This is a genomic window from Fructobacillus tropaeoli, assembly GCF_016860625.1.
GTDB lineage: Bacteria > Bacillota > Bacilli > Lactobacillales > Lactobacillaceae > Fructobacillus > Fructobacillus tropaeoli.
Window position 1 is genome coordinate 58,537 of record NZ_BOJU01000002.1, and the last position, 17,680, is coordinate 76,216.

17 protein-coding genes are annotated in these 17,680 nt (G+C 44.4%); 3 read left to right on the forward strand and 14 right to left on the reverse strand.

Annotated elements, in window-relative coordinates:
• Positions 1-374 precede the first annotated feature (374 nt).
• Both hisJ and FT12353_RS02430 read right to left on the reverse strand, forming a co-directional pair.
• Positions 375-1,214 (reverse strand): histidinol-phosphatase HisJ, encoded by an 840-nt coding sequence (gene hisJ / locus FT12353_RS02425; RefSeq protein WP_203618043.1) that lies wholly within the window; start codon positions 1,212-1,214, stop codon positions 375-377.
• 243 nt (positions 1,215-1,457) lie between these two features.
• Complete coding sequence (locus FT12353_RS02430; protein ID WP_168778350.1) at positions 1,458-1,601, reverse strand: hypothetical protein; 144 nt, start codon at positions 1,599-1,601, stop codon at positions 1,458-1,460.
• Between the two features lie 328 nt (positions 1,602-1,929).
• Between FT12353_RS02430 and FT12353_RS02435 the strand changes: the two genes are divergently transcribed.
• Positions 1,930-2,328: a hypothetical protein gene (locus tag FT12353_RS02435; RefSeq protein WP_203618046.1), complete on the forward strand. Its 399-nt coding sequence runs from the start codon at positions 1,930-1,932 to the stop codon at positions 2,326-2,328.
• A gap of 43 nt (positions 2,329-2,371) precedes the next feature.
• Here FT12353_RS02435 and FT12353_RS02440 read toward each other — a convergent pair whose 3' ends face one another.
• From FT12353_RS02440 to FT12353_RS02480, 9 genes are all read right to left on the reverse strand, one after another.
• Entirely contained in the window at positions 2,372-2,677 is a 306-nt protein-coding gene (locus FT12353_RS02440) for a DUF2316 family protein (RefSeq protein WP_203618048.1), read from the reverse strand.
• A 21-nt stretch (positions 2,678-2,698) separates the two neighbouring features.
• Positions 2,699-4,258, reverse strand: coding sequence for a DHA2 family efflux MFS transporter permease subunit (locus FT12353_RS02445; protein WP_203618055.1), 1,560 nt, complete (start codon positions 4,256-4,258; stop codon positions 2,699-2,701).
• A complete protein-coding gene (locus tag FT12353_RS02450; protein WP_203618062.1) occupies positions 4,255-4,797 on the reverse strand; it encodes a PadR family transcriptional regulator in 543 nt (180 codons plus the stop codon). The genes FT12353_RS02445 and FT12353_RS02450 overlap by 4 nt, the downstream gene beginning before the upstream one ends.
• 245 nt (positions 4,798-5,042) lie before the next feature.
• Positions 5,043-6,980: a copper-translocating P-type ATPase gene (locus tag FT12353_RS02455; RefSeq protein ID WP_203618543.1), complete on the reverse strand. Its 1,938-nt coding sequence runs from the start codon at positions 6,978-6,980 to the stop codon at positions 5,043-5,045.
• 43 nt (positions 6,981-7,023) lie between these two features.
• Complete coding sequence (locus FT12353_RS02460) at positions 7,024-7,293, reverse strand: cupredoxin domain-containing protein (protein WP_203618064.1); 270 nt, start codon at positions 7,291-7,293, stop codon at positions 7,024-7,026.
• Between the two features lie 55 nt (positions 7,294-7,348).
• A complete protein-coding gene (locus FT12353_RS02465; RefSeq protein ID WP_203618066.1) occupies positions 7,349-7,720 on the reverse strand; it encodes a cupredoxin domain-containing protein in 372 nt (123 codons plus the stop codon).
• Between the two features lie 58 nt (positions 7,721-7,778).
• On the reverse strand, positions 7,779-8,216 hold the full coding sequence (locus FT12353_RS02470; RefSeq protein WP_308438125.1) for a CopY/TcrY family copper transport repressor: 438 nt from the start codon (positions 8,214-8,216) through the stop codon (positions 7,779-7,781).
• 156 nt (positions 8,217-8,372) lie between these two features.
• Positions 8,373-9,425, reverse strand: a complete 1,053-nt coding sequence (locus FT12353_RS02475) for a 2,3-butanediol dehydrogenase (RefSeq protein ID WP_203618068.1) — start codon at positions 9,423-9,425, stop codon at positions 8,373-8,375.
• Positions 9,426-9,651: 226 nt separating this feature from the next.
• The gene (locus tag FT12353_RS02480; protein ID WP_203618070.1) at positions 9,652-10,704 is read right to left on the reverse strand and encodes a 2,3-butanediol dehydrogenase; all 1,053 of its coding nucleotides are present in this window, start codon (positions 10,702-10,704) and stop codon (positions 9,652-9,654) included.
• Positions 10,705-11,095: 391 nt separating this feature from the next.
• Here FT12353_RS02480 and FT12353_RS02485 point away from each other — a divergent pair, with 391 nt between their 5' ends.
• Entirely contained in the window at positions 11,096-11,563 is a 468-nt protein-coding gene (locus FT12353_RS02485; RefSeq protein ID WP_203618072.1) for a DUF2798 domain-containing protein, read from the forward strand.
• 112 nt (positions 11,564-11,675) lie between these two features.
• Here the strand turns inward: FT12353_RS02485 and FT12353_RS02490 are convergent, their stop codons facing one another.
• On the reverse strand, positions 11,676-13,061 hold the full coding sequence (locus FT12353_RS02490; protein WP_203618073.1) for an MDR family MFS transporter: 1,386 nt from the start codon (positions 13,059-13,061) through the stop codon (positions 11,676-11,678).
• Positions 13,062-13,206: 145 nt separating this feature from the next.
• On the opposite strand from FT12353_RS02490, the gene FT12353_RS02495 reads away from it, so the two are divergent.
• Positions 13,207-13,815 carry a TetR/AcrR family transcriptional regulator gene (locus FT12353_RS02495; RefSeq protein ID WP_203618075.1) on the forward strand — a complete coding sequence of 203 codons (609 nt, stop codon included), beginning with the start codon at positions 13,207-13,209 and terminating at the stop codon, positions 13,813-13,815.
• A 148-nt stretch (positions 13,816-13,963) separates the two neighbouring features.
• Here the strand turns inward: FT12353_RS02495 and alsS are convergent, their stop codons facing one another.
• Both alsS and lepA read right to left on the reverse strand, forming a co-directional pair.
• On the reverse strand, positions 13,964-15,643 hold the full coding sequence (gene alsS, locus FT12353_RS02500) for an acetolactate synthase AlsS (protein ID WP_203618077.1): 1,680 nt from the start codon (positions 15,641-15,643) through the stop codon (positions 13,964-13,966).
• A gap of 232 nt (positions 15,644-15,875) precedes the next feature.
• Complete coding sequence (gene lepA / locus FT12353_RS02505) at positions 15,876-17,675, reverse strand: translation elongation factor 4 (protein WP_203618079.1); 1,800 nt, start codon at positions 17,673-17,675, stop codon at positions 15,876-15,878.
• Positions 17,676-17,680: the final 5 nt, after the last annotated feature.

A 17,680-nucleotide genomic window follows, 5' to 3' on the forward strand; every position in this document is an offset into this window, starting at 1 on the left:
CCTTTCTGATTGGTTCAACCAACTAAAAAAACGCCCAAACAAACTCGAATCGAGTTTGTAAGGACGTTTTCACGTGTTCCCACCTACATTCCACTTTTTGCTTACGCAAAAAATGCTCAGTAACCTTCTAACAAAGGTCTGTTTGATATCGGAAACAACCGGGTTAGTTTTTGGACTAATCTGCTCGTTAGTGTGTTTTCATCTTGGTGCTGGCGCTCATCTCAATGCGTTAGCTTGAGCACTCCCTGTACAGTTGACCAATAATTACTTGTCTAACTTCTGCGTATTACTATTAAGTTATTTTCATTCTATAACTTTATTTTCCTTTGTCAACACCTTTTATCATTATTTTTTAATCTTATTCATCAAAATTCTCATGATTTTAGGTGAACGCTTGCCGCCAGTTCATCATAGGACAGGCCTAAATCAGCGACCGTATGAGCATCTGAGCCATAGATCATGGGTACTTGTAAAGCGACTGCCTGACGCAAAATTTTTGCGTCCGGATAACTTTCACCGCAAAATTCTTTACGCAAACCCGCGGCATTGACGTCTAATTCATAACCCTTTTCTAGAATACTCGTCAAAATGGCCGTAATCTTCTGTTGGTTTTCCAGGTCAAAATCAGGAAAGTCAAAATACTTTTGGAACTTACGAATCAGCGTAATGTGACCAATCCGCACCGGTGTTGACAAACCCGTGTCGAAATCAATACTCTGCTGAACCATGGTTAAGTACTTGTTAAATAAGGCCTGCGGGTCCTGTAATTCCATTGGAAAAAACCGTTTTAGCTGGTCGGGATCGTAATCAATCGGGCCAATCAAACCGCTATCATTTTCCAAGAAATGGACCGACAAGACAATTTCATCAATCCAGTCAGCATTTTCTTGCAAAAAGGCCTTCGTTTCAGCCTCGTATCCCGGTAAATAATCAACCTCAAATCCCTGATGGATGCGAATTTGATCTCCATATTTTGCTTTCACTCGAGCAACCTCTGCTTTGTAGGCTTGTAATTCACTAGCCAGCATAGCCGAGTCATCATCCTGACTTCTAGGCCCGGTATAAGTAGCTAAAAAGGCCTCTGGTAAGGGCGCATGCTCCGTTACCACATAATCGGTAAATCCAAGTTCGATTGCTCGTTCAAGATATAAATCAAGGGGTTCCTGACTCCCGTGGTGGGAAAAGCGCGTATGCGTGTGACCGTCTTTCTTCATCGTTACAAGAACTCCTTCTCATCTTTTCTTCATCAAGACTAATAAAACACCATTATGCTATCATATTTAGCGATAAATTGATACTTTCACTCAAAAACGCCCTTCAAGAAAATTACCACATCCAAACTACTTTCTGAGCACTAAAAAACCCCGAAAGTGTAGGCCTTTCGGGGCACAGTCCATACGACTGCAAGATTTTAACTTGTTGTTGTAGGATGAATTTTTTGTGACTTCGCTTCTATCCTATCCGGGACTGACCGAATTGGCCTCACGTTTCATAAAGAACGATGCCTGCAAGGATTTGGCGTTGTTTGCCAAGGAATTGTTTACGATTGCTGAGTTTTTGCCCAACATCATCTTCGTGTTCAGAGAAAACTTGTTCTTCATAGACAGTACCTCCAAGAACTTAATCCTTTTAGGAAACGGCCGGCCATTTCCCTAATTGAATTATACAACGCTTTGTCAAAATAGCAACATTAATTTTTAATTATTTTTTGACAGCTGTAATCTCCCTTTCATCGTTCCTTCATAAAATCAGTGATTGGTTCCCTACCTTCCTTCCACCTATTCAAAGGGTCAAGTTCATCACCCACCAGCCATTTTCCTCTTATCTAGCTCATTACAATTGTTATTTTATTGACTTTGCATTTCGTTGAGCAACCGTGTTAAAATCGTACCTGGATTCAAGAGAAGTACAAATTAAGGAGAAGATTACTTGTTTAAAAATCGAAAGAAAAACCCAGCATTCTTACTGGTATTGGCTCCCGTAACCTTGAATGAAGCATTAGCTAATTTTTCTGGGCACCTCAGCCCATTAGAGTATAATTTAGCCTTTAGTCTCGTCGTAGCCATGATGGCTATCGCGGCCATTGTCCTTCTGCCGTTGCACGAAGATAGTCAAAACGATGACTTGGTTCGTCCTCGCTATTTCAAATTGATGACTATTATTGGGGCCGGGATTTTTGCCTTTTCGGGCAATTTTCTTTATCAACAAGAAATCGATTGGCAAATGGCAACACAAAATAGTGTCAGCGTTTACCCAGTCTTCATCGCATTAATCTTGTTGCCGGCAGCACTAGTATACCTACTCGACTGGCATACCAATAAAAATTAAAACAAAAGACCAGCACTCAAATTTGAGTGCTGGTCTTTTTAATTTATCGAGGTGCGAGAACACCACTTTGAATGCGGCGTTGCTTCAAAAACCAGTAATCTTCAGGATTACCAACCAGCGCTGTAAACGGCACCGGTTCTCGACCCGCTAAGCGAATTTTTTCTTCTAAAAAACGCTTTAAAATCCAGGGTTCTTCAATATAGGCTGGTTCCAATGCCAAAACAGCTTGTAAGTGTTCCGGCGTTGTTTGCAATTCAGTCGCCACTCGGTCAACCGACCAATTCAGAATTGTAAAATTTTTCTGCAATTCTGCACGTGTTGCGACTTGTTCAGCTACCGTTAATGACATCGAATCCCCTCCTGATTTTTCCTAGTTTTCTTTTTTAGCAGGATCTTGCAACAAGAAGAACGCCAAAACGCCACCAACAGCAGTAATCAAAAGTGAAACAACCGTCACGCCACGCATGCCGGCAAAGAAGGCGTTGTCGGTTACAGTCTTCAATGTCGAGTGGAATGGTAAGTGCGTCATCTTAGCACTAGTGACAAAAGCTTGGCTAGCAAATGGACCGGCATCGATTAGGGCATGCCTAATGGCAGCGAGAACTTCTGTCGGAACACCCGTAAAGGTCATGTGGTTGTTCAAATAGTTATCATACTGGTTCGTTTGTGACAAACCAAGGATGACGACACCAAAGGAAATCCCCAATTGACGGAAAACGTTAATCAACCCAGACGTCATCCCGATTTCTTCGGGCTTTGCACCGGCCAAACCAGCAGTATTCAACAAGGGGTTAATTAAAGCATTGGAAATTCCCAACAATGCCATTGGCACCAACAAATCAGTATAAGCTAACTTAGTTGTCATTGCGTTTAAGAAGACCAAGAAAGACAAGGCAGACAATAACAATGAACCAGAAATCAACTTCCGCGTTGAAAACTTGCTACTCAAGTAACCCGTCACCGGTCCAAGGAAGAGCGCCCACATCGTTAATGGAATTTGACGGACACCCGTACTAAAGGCTGAATAACCCATATAGTTTTGCATCAAAGATGTCAAGAAAACGTTGTTGGAATAAATCGCGGACCCTAATGCGAAGGCAACAAAAACCGCTCCGACAAAGTTCTTATTCTTAAAGAGTGCCAGATTCATCATTGGCTTGTCAATTTTCAACTCAACAAAGATAAAAATCGCCAATAAGACAGCTGCGGCTAGCAACCACAACGCAATTTTAGGACTCGTCCAAGCTAAATGTGGGTTATCTTCCTTTTGGATTAAACCAAAGACGGCTGAAAAGATGGCAACAGCTGAAAGAAGCATACCCGCAAAGTCAATCTTTTGTCCCTGACCATAGCTCGGTGTTTCTGCTACCGTCAGCCAAACTAAGATAGCTGCAAAAATACCAATTGGCACATTGACGTAGAAAATGGCTGGCCAACCAAAGGCCTCAGACAAGATACCACCAATCAAAGGACCGGAAACGGTTGAAAGCCCCATCACAGAACCCAAAATTCCCATGGCAAAGCCACGTTCCTTCCCTTCAAAAATGGAAGCGACCAAAGCCATCGAGATGGTCATCAATCCACCACCACCAAAGGCTTGCACGGCACGGCCGATGTCCAAGACTAACAAGCTAGGTGCTAATCCGTTCACTCCGGAAGCGACCACGAAGATGATCATACATGTCAGAAACATCTTCTTACGACCGTACATATCGGCCAACTTTGACAAAACTAAAATGACGACAGCGTATGAAATGGTATAGGCACTAATGACCCATTGGACATTACTAAAAGTTGTATGAAAACTCTTGACCATCGTTGGCAGGGCAACATTGACGATGTTCACGTCCAACAAGCCCATGAAGACACCCAAAGATAAGGCTAAGAGTGCCCACCAGCGCTTCGTCGAGCGCTCGTTTGTATTATTCATACTTTATTCTCCTTTAATTCTTGCAGAGATTCATCAATCCAGGCCAGCTTAGCTAGCGCCAGGTTATCCTTTAAGGTGAGCGTTTTCAGCCCCCAGCGGTAAAAATCAGCCCGCTCGGGATGGTCCTTCGTCTCCTCTTGATAATGCACCTTCAATTCCTGGTAAACATTGCGATCCGTTAAAATGGCATTACGATAATCGGTTAAAATTTCTATTTGCTTATCTTTTGCCAGGTATGAAAAGGACCGAAACTTAAAATGATAGGAATTATCGCGATTAGCATCCTGGGCAACTGGCTCGTTGATTAATTCGATTAGTCGCTCGTGGCCTAACTCGGTAATATGAAAAATTTTCGAATTCCGGACATTCCCATCGACACTTTGAATAAAACCGGCCTTTTCCATCCGGTTTAAAACTGGGTATAAAACGCCATTTGATATCTTGCGTCTGGGTACCACTGTCGAGCCCAAAACGATGGCGAGCTTATAGCCCGACATGTCTCGTGAGCTCAACATTGATAAAATCAACAGATCGTACATCAACAGCCTCCTTTTGATGAATTTCCTTTAACAAGTCGAAATGACAGGTCGTTTCGACTTATCAACCAAAATTACTATACACCCATTTCAAAAAAAGGCAAGACTTTCAAACCAACTTAGAAAAAGCGGTTGAAAATGATATGAACCCCGAAATTTAGGGTTCATCTGCCAAACAAGGAAAAGTAGCCATAAAAATAAAAAACAACAAAAAAAGATGGTTATCACAGCGATAACCATCCTAATTTTTATGCCAAAGACCTCTTGGCAGCTAATGTTTTTAACCTTGTTTTGTTCAATAGCAAGGAACTTGTCACAACCGATAGCGAGCTAAAGGCCATGGCGAGACCGGCTAACTCCGGACTCAAGATAAGGCCGATGCCATAGAAGAGCCCCGCCGCAACCGGAATCCCCAAAACGTTATAGATAAAGGCCCAGAATAAGTTCAGCTTAATCCGATTAAAGATTTTGGCACTCAACTCAATGGCTGTCGCCACATCCTGCAAATCATTTTTAACTAAGATTATGTCCCCAGATTCGAGGGCAACATCTGTTCCAGACCCCATTGCAATCCCAACGTTGGCAGTTGAAAGTGCTGGTGCATCATTAATCCCATCACCAACAAAGGCAACAGCCCCCTCCTGCTGGAAGGCCTGAACGTGATCCGCCTTATCGTTTGGCATTACTTCCGCGATCACCTGGTCGATACCAACTTGGTCAGCAATTGCCTCTGCCACCAATTGGTTATCGCCAGTCAGCATAACGGTCTTCAATCTGCGTGCCTTCAAGTCAGCAATCGCCTTCTTTGAGCTGGCCTTTGGTGCATCTTGAATGGCAACCAAACCGATAACCTGATCCGCTTCACCAACCAAGACCACAGTTTTGGCTTCAGCCTGTAACTCTTGCATTTTCTTTTGCAAATCAGGATCAATTTGACGCTCGGCCAACAAACGGGTATTCCCAACAAAGGCCGTTTGACCGTTCACTTCACCCGTGACCCCCTGACCTTCAATTGCTGCAAAATTCTTCGCACTCTCCTGGTTATCTAAACCTAATTTTTCAGCATGGTCCAATACGGCGATTGCCAAAGGATGTTCTGAATTCTTTTCCAATTGACCAGCCAAGGTCATAATCTTTTTTTCCGGACCGATGACATCAGTCACGACTGGTTGACCAACCGTAATCGTCCCGGTCTTATCAAAGATAACTGTCTTCACCTGGTTAACAGCTTCCAACACTTCACCGTTCTTAATTAAGATACCGTGCTTCGCACTCAAGCCAGTACCAACCATCAGCGCGGTCGGTGTCGCAAGGCCCAATGCACAAGGGCAAGCGATCACTAAAATTGAAATGGCGAAGACTAACGCCGTTGACAATGCAGAGCCCAGGAAGACGTACCAAATCAAGAAGGTCGCAATTGCCAGAATCAAGACAATCGGTACAAAGATACTCGAAACCCGGTCCGTCAAATTCTGAATTGGCGCCCGACTGGTTTGAGCCTTCTTCACCATCTCGACGATTTGAGAAAGCATCGTTTCTTCACCAATCTTGTCGGCCTTAAAGACAAAGGAACCGTTGGTGTTGATGGTTGCGCCAATGACGGCATCGCCCGCCTTTTTCTCGACTGGCATACTTTCCCCAGTTACCATTGATTCATCGACCGTTGACTGACCATCAACAATGGTCCCATCCACGGCAATTTTTTGTCCAGGTAAGACTTTGATTAAGTCGCCAGTGACTACTTGGTCTAATGGAATTGTGACTTCTTGCCCGTCACGGATGACGATAGCGTCCTTCGCCTGAAGGTCTAACAACTTTTCAACGGCACTAGAAGCATTTTTACGCATCCGTTCCTCAAAAACTTGTCCCAGCAGGATAAAGGTTACGACCAAGGCCGCTCCTTCGAAGAAGACTGGCTGCCCAACAAGCATTGCATAAATACTATATAAGTAAGCCGTCATTGTCCCAATCGCAACAAGGGTATCCATGTTGGAGTGGTGCTTTTTAAAGGATGACCAGGATGACTTCAAAAATGGTGCGGCAGAAACCGCCATGACAATCGTCGTCAGCCCAAATTCTGTAATGGTGCCACCCGGCAGGTGAAAGCCCAAGGGCATCAAAACCATCTTAACGAGCATCGGCACCGAAAAAATCAAAGCAATAATAAAGCGCCGGCTGGTTGTCAATTTTTGCATGTGTTTTTATACCTCTTAACTCAATTAAATTGCCTTATTGCACAATAACCTTCCCCTTGACCATGTTCATGCCACAAGCAAATTCAAATTCGCCGGTCTGGCCAGTTGGAATAGTAAAACTGATTTCTTCGTTTAATGGCAACTTTGATTGAAAGCCAAAGTCGTGTGACTGAACAGTGTCTAAACAACCACTTTCGCTAACGCGCTTAAAAGTTAAGGTTGCTTGGTCACCCTTTTGGAAAGTTACCACGTTTGGTTGATATTGTCCGTCAACTGTTACTGTTTGTTCTACTTTTTCTGCCATGATTATCTCCTTTTTTATACGTAAACTTATTAATTTTGTCTTGATATGAAAACTTCTATTCAACGGTTACCTGGCCATGGAACATATCCATGCCACAAGCCCATTGGTATTGACCTGGTTGGTCGGTATTAATTTTCAGCGACACCTTTTGTCCCTGCGGCAACTCCTGATTAATGCCAAAATCAGCAAAAACCACGTGGTCCAAACAGCCAGAAGGATCGGTACGAGTGAAGTTTAAGGTCGCTGGTACGCCCTGCTTCAAGACGATATGTTCAGGTGAATAGCCACCATCAACTTGAATGTCGATTGTTTGCTGGTTGTCATCAAGATCGGCTGCCTGACTTTCAACCTTATGTTGACCAAAGAACCACCAAATAATAAAGGCGATTGCCGCTAGGCCAGCCACCATAACCAAAATTTTATCCATAAAATACTCCCAATTTTTGTTTTTGCGAACACCGCCTGTTAGTTCGTCAGTTTTTGTTTTAATGGTGGACCATTGCGCAAGAATCATCATCTTCATGAAGGCAATGACAAGCAACCTGGTCAGGAGCACTTGCTTCGCGTTCATCTAATATCGCCCGGATATTTTGAATATCCGTTTTGCTTAATGGTTCTTCTTTGATGAGTGCCGTTAAGAGCGTCCCCTTATAGGCATCACAAACGGAATCAAAGAACCGGTTCGCGTTATAGTCGGTTGCCTCGTTTTCAGCCACAACTGGTACGTAGGTAAAGACCTTTTCTGATTTGTCGACTGCAATCATGTCTTTATCCGTCAAACGCCGAATTAACGTTTTAATGGTTGAAGCTGACCAGTCATGCGATAACTGGGCTTCCTCAACAATTTCACGACCCGTTGCCCGTTTCTTCGTCCAAATAATCCGCATAACCGCTTGTTCGGTATCAGTGATGTTAATGATAATCCTGTCCTCCGTTCATCAAAACAAATCGTGTTTACATTTGTAAACAACACAATTAGTATAACTCGATAGTTTACATTTGTAAACAGGAAAATAAAAAAACATTCCCAAATTTGGAAATGTTTCTGATTAATCATTGGTTAATGGCTGATACAAGCCTTATTTTTCCTGCGTTAGGTTAATTAAAATCTTCGCCTGCGATTGGTCGGTTGTCAAAACATCAAAACCATCCGTGATAATATCGTCTAATTTAATCTCATTAGTAATAATCGGCGCCACATTGATTTGGCCACTTGTTACCAGGTCCACCGTCTGCTGAAAAGTTTGCCGTGAATAGGCAATCGTCGAAGTTAAATTGACCCCACTATTCGTTAACGCCATCGGATTAAATTGGATAGCATGAGCATAAATGGAAACCACGACCATATAACCACGCGCTTTTGTCGTTTTGATGGCTTGATTAAAAGTTGCTTGCACACCAGCAATTTCAAAACTAGTGTCTGCCCCCTCCGGTAGTATCTGACGGACCGCCGCCACGACATCGCTGACCTCACTTGGATTAATAATATCCGTAGCACCCATTTTAAGTGCTTTTTGCAACCGAATGGTCGATAAATCAACAACGACAATTTTGGTTGCACCGGCCGCTTTCGCAGCAGCTGTGACCATCGCGCCAATTGGACCAGCACCAAAAATCACAACGGTTTGTCCAAAGGTGAGATGGGCCTCCTTAATCGCTTGCACAGCAACCGCAGTTGGCTCAATGACCGCTGCTAATTTCAAGGAAAAATCCTTCGGTAATGGATACAAGTTTTCAACTGGGACATTGACGTAACCAGCAAAACCACCATCCGTGCTCAGTCCGATAAAGCTATAACCATCGTAGACATCGACATTATCGGGTAGCACACCCTTGGTAATCGTTGGGTTAACGGACACATGGTCGCCAATTTGGAAATCATGGACGTTTGCACCAAGCTGATCGATTTGACCAGAAAACTCGTGCCCTATTGTGATAGGTGCCTGCCCTCCAGTTAAGGGATCAGGAAACTCCGTCGGAATAAAAACCGGCCCCTCTAGATATTCATGCAGGTCGCTACCGCAAATACCAGCATAGGCCACCTTGACCCGGACTTCATTTTCTTTAGGCTCTGGTAAATCAGTTTCCTCAACCCGTACATCTTTTTTACCGTGCCAAATAGCTGCTTTCATGACCAACCTCTTTCCATTAACTAACCAGTGTTAGTTGATTATTGTGAACTTTATATCATGATACAAGTACAGTATAACACTGTTTATCAGTAAAAATACTGTTTTTATGCTGATTTTGTTTTTTATCGAACAAATAAATGTGAAAACAGTAACTAATATCTAAACATTCTCCCTCACCTTAGAACAAACAAAAAAGCTTTCATCGTTGAAAGCTTTTTCGCACGATTTATTTGCTTTTGGTTAAGTTCACCAAGATTTTTTCTTCAGATGGATTATCGATTAACGGTAATAACCCCTTCTTCAAAAAATCAGCTAAGCGAATCTCAGAAGTAATTAGCGGTTCGACCTTGAGTTGGCCATTGGTTACTAAATCAACCGTTTGTTGAAAAGTTTGGCGTGAATAAGCAATGGAAGTCGCAATCCGCACACCCGCATTCATGAGCTCACGGATATCTAAACGAATTGGCTGCGGAAAAATCGAAACCACCACAACAAAGCCACGCGGTTTCGTTACAGCAACTGCTTGGTCAAAGGTTTCCTGAACGCCCGCCACCTCAAAAGATGCATCCACTCCGTCTGGCAAAATCTGAGCAATTTTTTGTTCAACATCCACAACTTGACTCGCATTGACCGTGTCAGTCGCCCCCATTTCAAGAGCCTTTTGCAGACGAACTTCTGCTAGGTCAACAACAACAATCCGTGAAGCACCTGCGGCACGAGCGACCTCTGCTAACAAAACACCAATTGGACCAGCACCAAAAATGACCACAGTCTGGCCAAAAGCCAGGTCCGCTTCCTTGACTGCTTGAACGGCAACAGCTGCTGGTTCCATTACTGCGGCTGATTTTAACGAAAAGGTCTGTGGCAAATGATAAAGGTTTTGAACCGAAACGTTCGCATAGGGCGCTAGACCACCATCCTTACTCAATCCAATAAAGCTATAACCATCATAAACATCGACGTCGTCAGGGGATTCTCGCTTGGTAATTGCAGGATTGACCGCCACGTGATCGCCCACCTGAAAATCGTAAACATCGGGTCCAACAGCTTCAACCACTCCTGAAAATTCATGACCAAGAACAATCGGTGCCGCTTCATTTGTCAATGGATCAGGGAAAGTCGTTGGAATTAAGACTGGTCCTTCTTGGTATTCATGAAGATCACTGCCACAAATCCCAGCATAAGCCACCTTAATCGTTACTTCATCGCTGGCCAGTGGTTTAAGATTCACTTCTTCAATTCTGATATCTTTGGCTCCATGCCAAACAGCTGCCTTCATGTAAAACTCCTGTAAAAATCAACGAATTTACCGCAATATGATTGCAATAACATTCCAAAGTAATTACAGCATAACAGGAAATCGGATATTTGTCATCACTTTGATGCCGACTGTTTTCTAAATACCAATTTAGAATACTGTTCATCAAAAAAACTAACAAACGATTGCAACTCCGACCATCACCCCACTGACAGTGAATCCAGGGCATCATTCCCCATTTCATTTTTCTAGTATTGACCACCCATTTGAACAAAATAAGTCATTAATTTAGATTGAACATTTGACACCCCTCACTTCTACCCGCTTTTCTATTAATTCTCATCAAATCCTTACTTACGAGAAAAAATTTTATATGCTAAGTTGGAATTAATAAGAAAAGGAGCATTGATAAATGCCACGTAATTTTAAAGAAGAACTAATTTTCATGTTGATGATGGCCGGCCTGATGGTCTTGGGTATGTCCATTTACAATATTTACCTCGCTCAGGGACTAACGGATGGTTTCTGGCACGAAGTCATCGTCGGCTACCCTATCGCTTTAATCGTCGCCATGGTTTGCGACGGTTTCCTCGTCGGTCCCTTGGCTAAGATGCTAGCTTTCAAGCACATCGTCCCCCGCTTCAAAGCAACTGATGGCCTTCAAATTCCTCTGACCATTTCCACGCTGATGGTTTTGGGCATGGTTACTTGCATGTCTCTCTTCGGTGTTTTAATCAACGGTCACTCACTGTCCGCCTATCCAAAGGCTTGGCTTTTCAACCTGCTTTTGGCCTTACCAATGCAAATTTTAGTGGTTGGCCCAATCGCCCGCGCTGTTTTAGCAAAAGTCCAAGGAGCTGTTGCACCAGCTAAAAACTAAGCCAGACAAATTTCAACCAACACAAAAAGTATCCGCCAGTACCTCACTGATTTAAAATCAGTCAGACAAACTGGCAGATACTTTTTCTTTACACTTCAATTGCGTTAGCGCTTTAACCCTTTGGCTCAACTTGCTTTGGCAAAAAGATTGCTGGAATAAACATCACAACGGTAATGGCCATCGACCACCAAAAGGCGTGTTGATAAGCAACAATGTTAGCACCAAGGACCCGGTGTGTTGAAACATAGGCAGCAACGACAGTCGCTACCAATGCTGAACCGAAGGCGCCACCAACGTTTTGGAAAATCCGTGCGCCAATATTGGCCTGCGGAATCAATTCCTTTTCCATACCCAAGAGAATCGTCGTCATCAGTGGCATAATCACGCCACCGACCCCAAGACCACGAACAAAGAGCACGGCACTGACAATCCCCATATTCGTGCTAGCGTTAATCCAGCCAAACGGAATTGTCCCAATTAGTGCCAATGAAAGCGCAAACCAAACTACATAACGGACACCAACGCGATCGAGTAATTTCAATAAAATTGGACGAATCAACAACATCCCAATTCCTTGGGGCAGTAGCCAAAGGCCCGTTTCCAAGACAGACATCGACCGCCCCTGCTGGAAGTACAATGGCAAAATCAGCATCGGTCCATTGGTGACCATCCCAGCCAAGACCAAGTTAATCGTCGTCGCTGAATAAACCGGTGACTTAAACAAAGCAAGTGGTAAGACCGCCTGATCCTTTTTGTACCGGCCCCAAATCCAGTAGACAACAAAGGCCAACAAACCAGCAGTCACATAGAGACGGGTATCAGCATTGTTAAAGCTGGCTAAATCGCCTGCACGGGAAAGGCCATAAATAACGGCCGCCGAACCCAAGCCCAGCAAGGCAATACCGAAGGCATCGATGCGGGCTGATTTATTCAGAGCCGGAATATCCGGCACCTTCCAAAAATTCAAACCGGCTGCAATAATCATAATCGGCACATTAATCCAAAAAATCCATTGCCAATTACCATATTCAACAACAAGGGCCCCAATAATTGGACCGAAAATGGGACCAACCATAATGGGCAGCATGACCACCATCATCAGCTTTTGCAAATGTTCACGTGGCGCAATATTGACCAGCATCGTTGTGACCAACGGAATGATCAAGCCGGCCGCAAAACCTTGGACGATTCGGTACAGAATCAAAGCATTGATATCATGACTCAACGCCGCCCCCACCGAAGACAAACCAAAGAAAATCTGTGCTGCTAAAAAAACGTATTTCCCATTAAAGCGCTGCGTTAACCAGCCAGAGAATGGAACAGCAATACTCGTAGCCAAAACGTAGGCCGTAATAATCCACTGCACATTCGATAGCGTGGTATGCAAATCACGACCGATATCATTAATGGCGATATTAGTCATGGTCGTATCAAGCATGGGCGCCAAAAGGCCAAAAGCCAAAATTAGCGCAACATTGCGTATTTTTTTAATTTCCATTTTTCATTTCCACTCTGTTTAGTTTATTTGAGGAAATAAGGAACAATTTGTTCTCTATTTCAATCCGCTGATTAATATACTCGACTGCTAACTAAAAGTCAATAAGAAACATAATGTTCCTTATTTTTTGTGTTAAACTATTTTTATGGAAAAAGAAACGCAAACAAGAAAACGTGGGTTAGCCCTCGAGCAGACAATTTACGCAGTGGCACTACGTCTCTTTGATCAAAAGGGCATTGATGCAGTCACTTTTAAAAATGTTGCGCATTACGCCAAAACATCCCGCAGTGTCTTGTATCGCCGTTGGGACTCACCATCTGCCCTCTTAGTAGATGCCGTCCACCATTGGGCACACGAAAATTCTGGATTTCCAGAGGATTTGGATATGCAATCCTTTCCCGATACTGGTAGCCTGCGTGGCGACCTGATTGAAAACGCCAGGCAAATCGAAGGCCTGCATGAACGAATCAACCAATATTTAATTAAATTTACACTCTACCAAGCCGTCAACGGTGAAACTATCAATGATGACCTTTTGAAAAAAGCGGAGGAAGGTGCCATCGAGCTCGGAACTTTGTTGGCTACTAGGGCCATCAAGCGCGGTGAATTAAAGAAAGTTCCCAGCAAAGAAGTCTTAATGCTCTTGGGTAATATTCGGCGCTACTACTCTTTTATCGCTACCCAACAAGCGCCTGACCCCGAAGAATTAATTGACCAAATTGTCTTACCAGCTTGGTTAGCCAACCAGCAGTAAAATCAGCATTGGCCTGCGGGCCGTTATTCCACCATCAAACAAAAAACCTTTCAGAAAAACATTTCTGAAAGGTTTTTGTTATTAAGGAAGGTTTGAGGCCGGCGTGCGTTCAACCGAAAGGGTATTTTGAACGATAACCGAACCAACATTAGCCCTCAGATTCAATCAACTGAGATCCTAATTCAAAATTGTGTGAATAATCAACTGGTACGTCAACAACAACCGGTCCTTCTGTTGCAAAGGCTTCCGTCAAAACGGCATCAAGGTCAGCTGGCGTTTCAACCCGCAGCCCCTTAGCACCAAAGGCTTCGGCATACTTCACGATATCAATATTACCAAAGTCGACACCGGCGGTTTGGCCATCATACTTCATTTCTTCTTGGAACTTGACCATGTCGTAATGAGCATTATCGTTCCAAACGATATGCACCGTGTTCAATTGCAAACGGACAGCCGTCTCCAATTCCATTGCGGAGAAGAAGAAGCCACCATCGCCAGACACGGAAACTGATTTGGCATTCGGACGAACCATCGCAGCCGCCATTGCCCAAGGAAGGCCGACCCCAAGTGTCTGCATACCATTAGACGTCAAGAAGTGACGAGCGACGTATGACTTAAAGTGACGGGCCATCCAAATATAATGTGAGCCAATATCAGTCGAAACCGTCATGTCATCGGTCACGTGATTTTGCAAAGCCTTGATGACATTCAGTGGATGGTTCAAGTTGGCTTGTGCCGGCGTGTAAGATGGTTCATCCGACGCCTTCAAATCAGCCTTTAACTCTTGCAAAGTGCCCTGACTTCCAGCCGGCACCTGATAACCCGCCACCTTCTCCGTCAAAAGCGTCAATGATTGAGCCAAATTACCAACTAATTGGCGCGTGGGTACAAAGTTGTTGTCAATTTGAACCGGTGCGACATCCATTGCCACAATCTTCAAATCGTTTTCCTTGTTCCAATTCCGTGGCTCGTACTCGATGGCATCGTAGCCAACCGTCACAACCAGGTCAGATTGCTTGAGCAACTTGTCCCCTGTCTGGTTACGGAAGAGACCGACCCGACCGAAGTATGATTGAGCCTCCAATTCACGGGAAATCACACCAGCGCCCTGGAAGGTCTCAACGACAGGCAACGGCGTTTGCTTTAATAATGTATGCAAGGCCGCTACCGTGTCATCATCAGAACCGCGGGCACCAACAAGCAAAACAGGCAACTTGGCTACCTTAATTTGTTCAGCCAACCAGTCTAAATCAGTTAAGGCCGCTGCCCCCTGGCGTGGTTGGTTGACAACTGGCAATGCAGGGCTGGTCACTTCAACATCATCGACATCCTGTGGCAAAGAAACAAAGGCTGCTCCCCGCTTCGTTCCGTTCGCTGCCGCAAAGGCATTAGCGATAATCTCAGAAATATTGTTTGGATCTTGAATCTCAGAACTAAACCTGGTCACGCTTTGAAACAAAGCGGCCGAATTTGTCGATTGGTGCGTCAACCGATACAAGTCACGACGAGGAACCTGACCCCCGATGGCCAAAACTGAATCACTTTCGGCATTAGCAGTCATCAAACCCGTTACCAAGTTACCGACCCCAGGACCAGATGTTGCAATCACAACCCCAGTCTTGCCGGTAATTCGCGAAAAAGCCTGGGCCATAAAGGCGGCATTTTGCTCATGACGAGTCACAATCAACTTCGGTACCCGTTGTCCAGGTTGTGGGTGCTCCAGTGTCTCGAACAAACGATCAATCTTCGCTCCCGGAATTCCAAAAACGAGATCAACCCCGTGATTCACCAGGGAATCTGTGACGATGTCAGCACCATGTTTTTTCATTTTAAATTTTCCTTCTTTTTTATTAATATTACAATTTTCAGTCTATGCTTTAAAACAATAAAAGTCAATTTAGTTCAAAAATTATCAAATTTTTATTTAAATATTAAAAATAAACAGTTATCTGGACCTTTTTTTACGAATATCTTGATTATTTTTGCATCTTCATTCTAAAGAAAAAACATAATTTAGTATAAAAAGCCCCAACGCGGACTGCGCTGGGGCTGATTTTTAATTATTTTAGTGAAAGTAAAGCATTAAAAACGGCTTGTGGTAATTCAATATCGGACTGAGCCGCCTGACGCTTGTTCGCACTTTGACGACGAAGCAGCGCCTGCTTCTTCGAGATGCTCCGTGCCTGACCATTGACCGCAGCATTTTTACGCAGAGGTGGCACATCAACACGGGCAACCACCCGGCCCTCCACCAACGCCTGAACCGGCATCGGATAAAGGCGCCTTGGAATCGTCATTTTCAATTCGTGGACCAATTGTTGCGTTTGCTCGGCCACCCGTGAGCGATGGGTCACAAAGGCTAGCGCATCGACCTGAGCATAGTTAACCTGCACGTCGACCTTGACCAAATCAGCTTCCTGATAGCCAATGGCTTCCGTACTAAACGAAGCATAACCATGTGACAACGATTTTAATTGGTTGAAGAAATCGTAGGCAATTTCGGACAAAGGCATTTGATAGACCAAGCGGACGTAATCGCCCTGGTTGCCCATGTCCATAAAAATGCCACGATAATCATCCGCTAATTTCATGAGCTGGTTAACCGAATCACTTGGCGTCATGATGGTCGCCTTGACCACCGGTTCCTCAACGGCCAAAATTTGGTCAAAATCAGGAAACTTGGTCGGATTGGTCACTGTCACCGTCTGAATGTCCTGGCCCTTTTGTGCCACTTGTACCCGGTAAGAAACGTTTGGGGCAGTAACGACAACCTCGATTCCAAACTCGGTTTCAAGGCGTTCTTTAATGATTTGTAGGTGAAAAATCCCCAAGAAACCAGCCCGAAATCCTGGTCCCATCGCTTCGGATTGCTCATCTGTTAATACAAGGGAGGTATCATTCAAAGCTAATTTTTGCAAGGCCTCTTGTAAAGCATTGTAGTCGTCAACTGGATAAATGCCGGCATAAACAACCGGCTGACTCTGCTGGTAACCAGGCAAGGCCGTTTTAGTTGGTTGGTTTTGGCTCGTCAACGTATCCCCAACAGTCACCTGCTTGGGATCTTTAATCCCGGTAACGACATAGCCGACCTCACCGGCGGTCAATTCGTCAACCGGCACCCGGTTTGGCCGATAAATACCAACTTCTTTGGCCAACAGCTTTTGACCATTGGCCATCAATTGAAGTGCGGCACCCTTTTTCAGGGTGCCATCGATCACTCGGACCTGGGCAATCACCCCTTGAAAGGCATCATATTCGGAATCAAAGACGAGGGCCTTGAGGGGACTGTTTTCATTACCGACCGGCGCCGGCAATTCATGAACAATCGCCTCCAAAAGGTCCGCTATTCCCAAGCCCGTCTTGGCTGAAATATGGTAAATCTTTCGCTCGGCCAAAGCTGGGTCCAACTGTCTGATTTGCTCTTCGCTTTCATCAATTTGAGCACTCGCAGCATCAATTTTATTTAAGACCGGTAAAATCGGCAGTCCCAATTCATGGGCTAACCGCCAGTTCGCAACCGTTTGTGCTTGCACGCCCTGGGTTGCATCAACCAAAAGGATGACGCCATCGGTTGCTGATAGGCTTTTCGTGACTTCATAGTTAAAGTCAACGTGACCCGGTGTGTCAATCAGATTCAACTGGTAATCTTGACCATCCTTGGCCCGATAAGTATTTTGCACCGTCCGTGACTTGACCGTCACGCCGTGCGCTTGCTCCACCCCCATGCTGTCCAACAACTGGGGCGTCATTTCTCGGTCAGAAACCGTCTTGGTTTCCTCCATGAGTCGGTCCGATAACGTTGACTTGCCATGGTCAATGTGGGAAATAATTGCAAAATTACGAATTAATTTAAAGTTCATTGTTC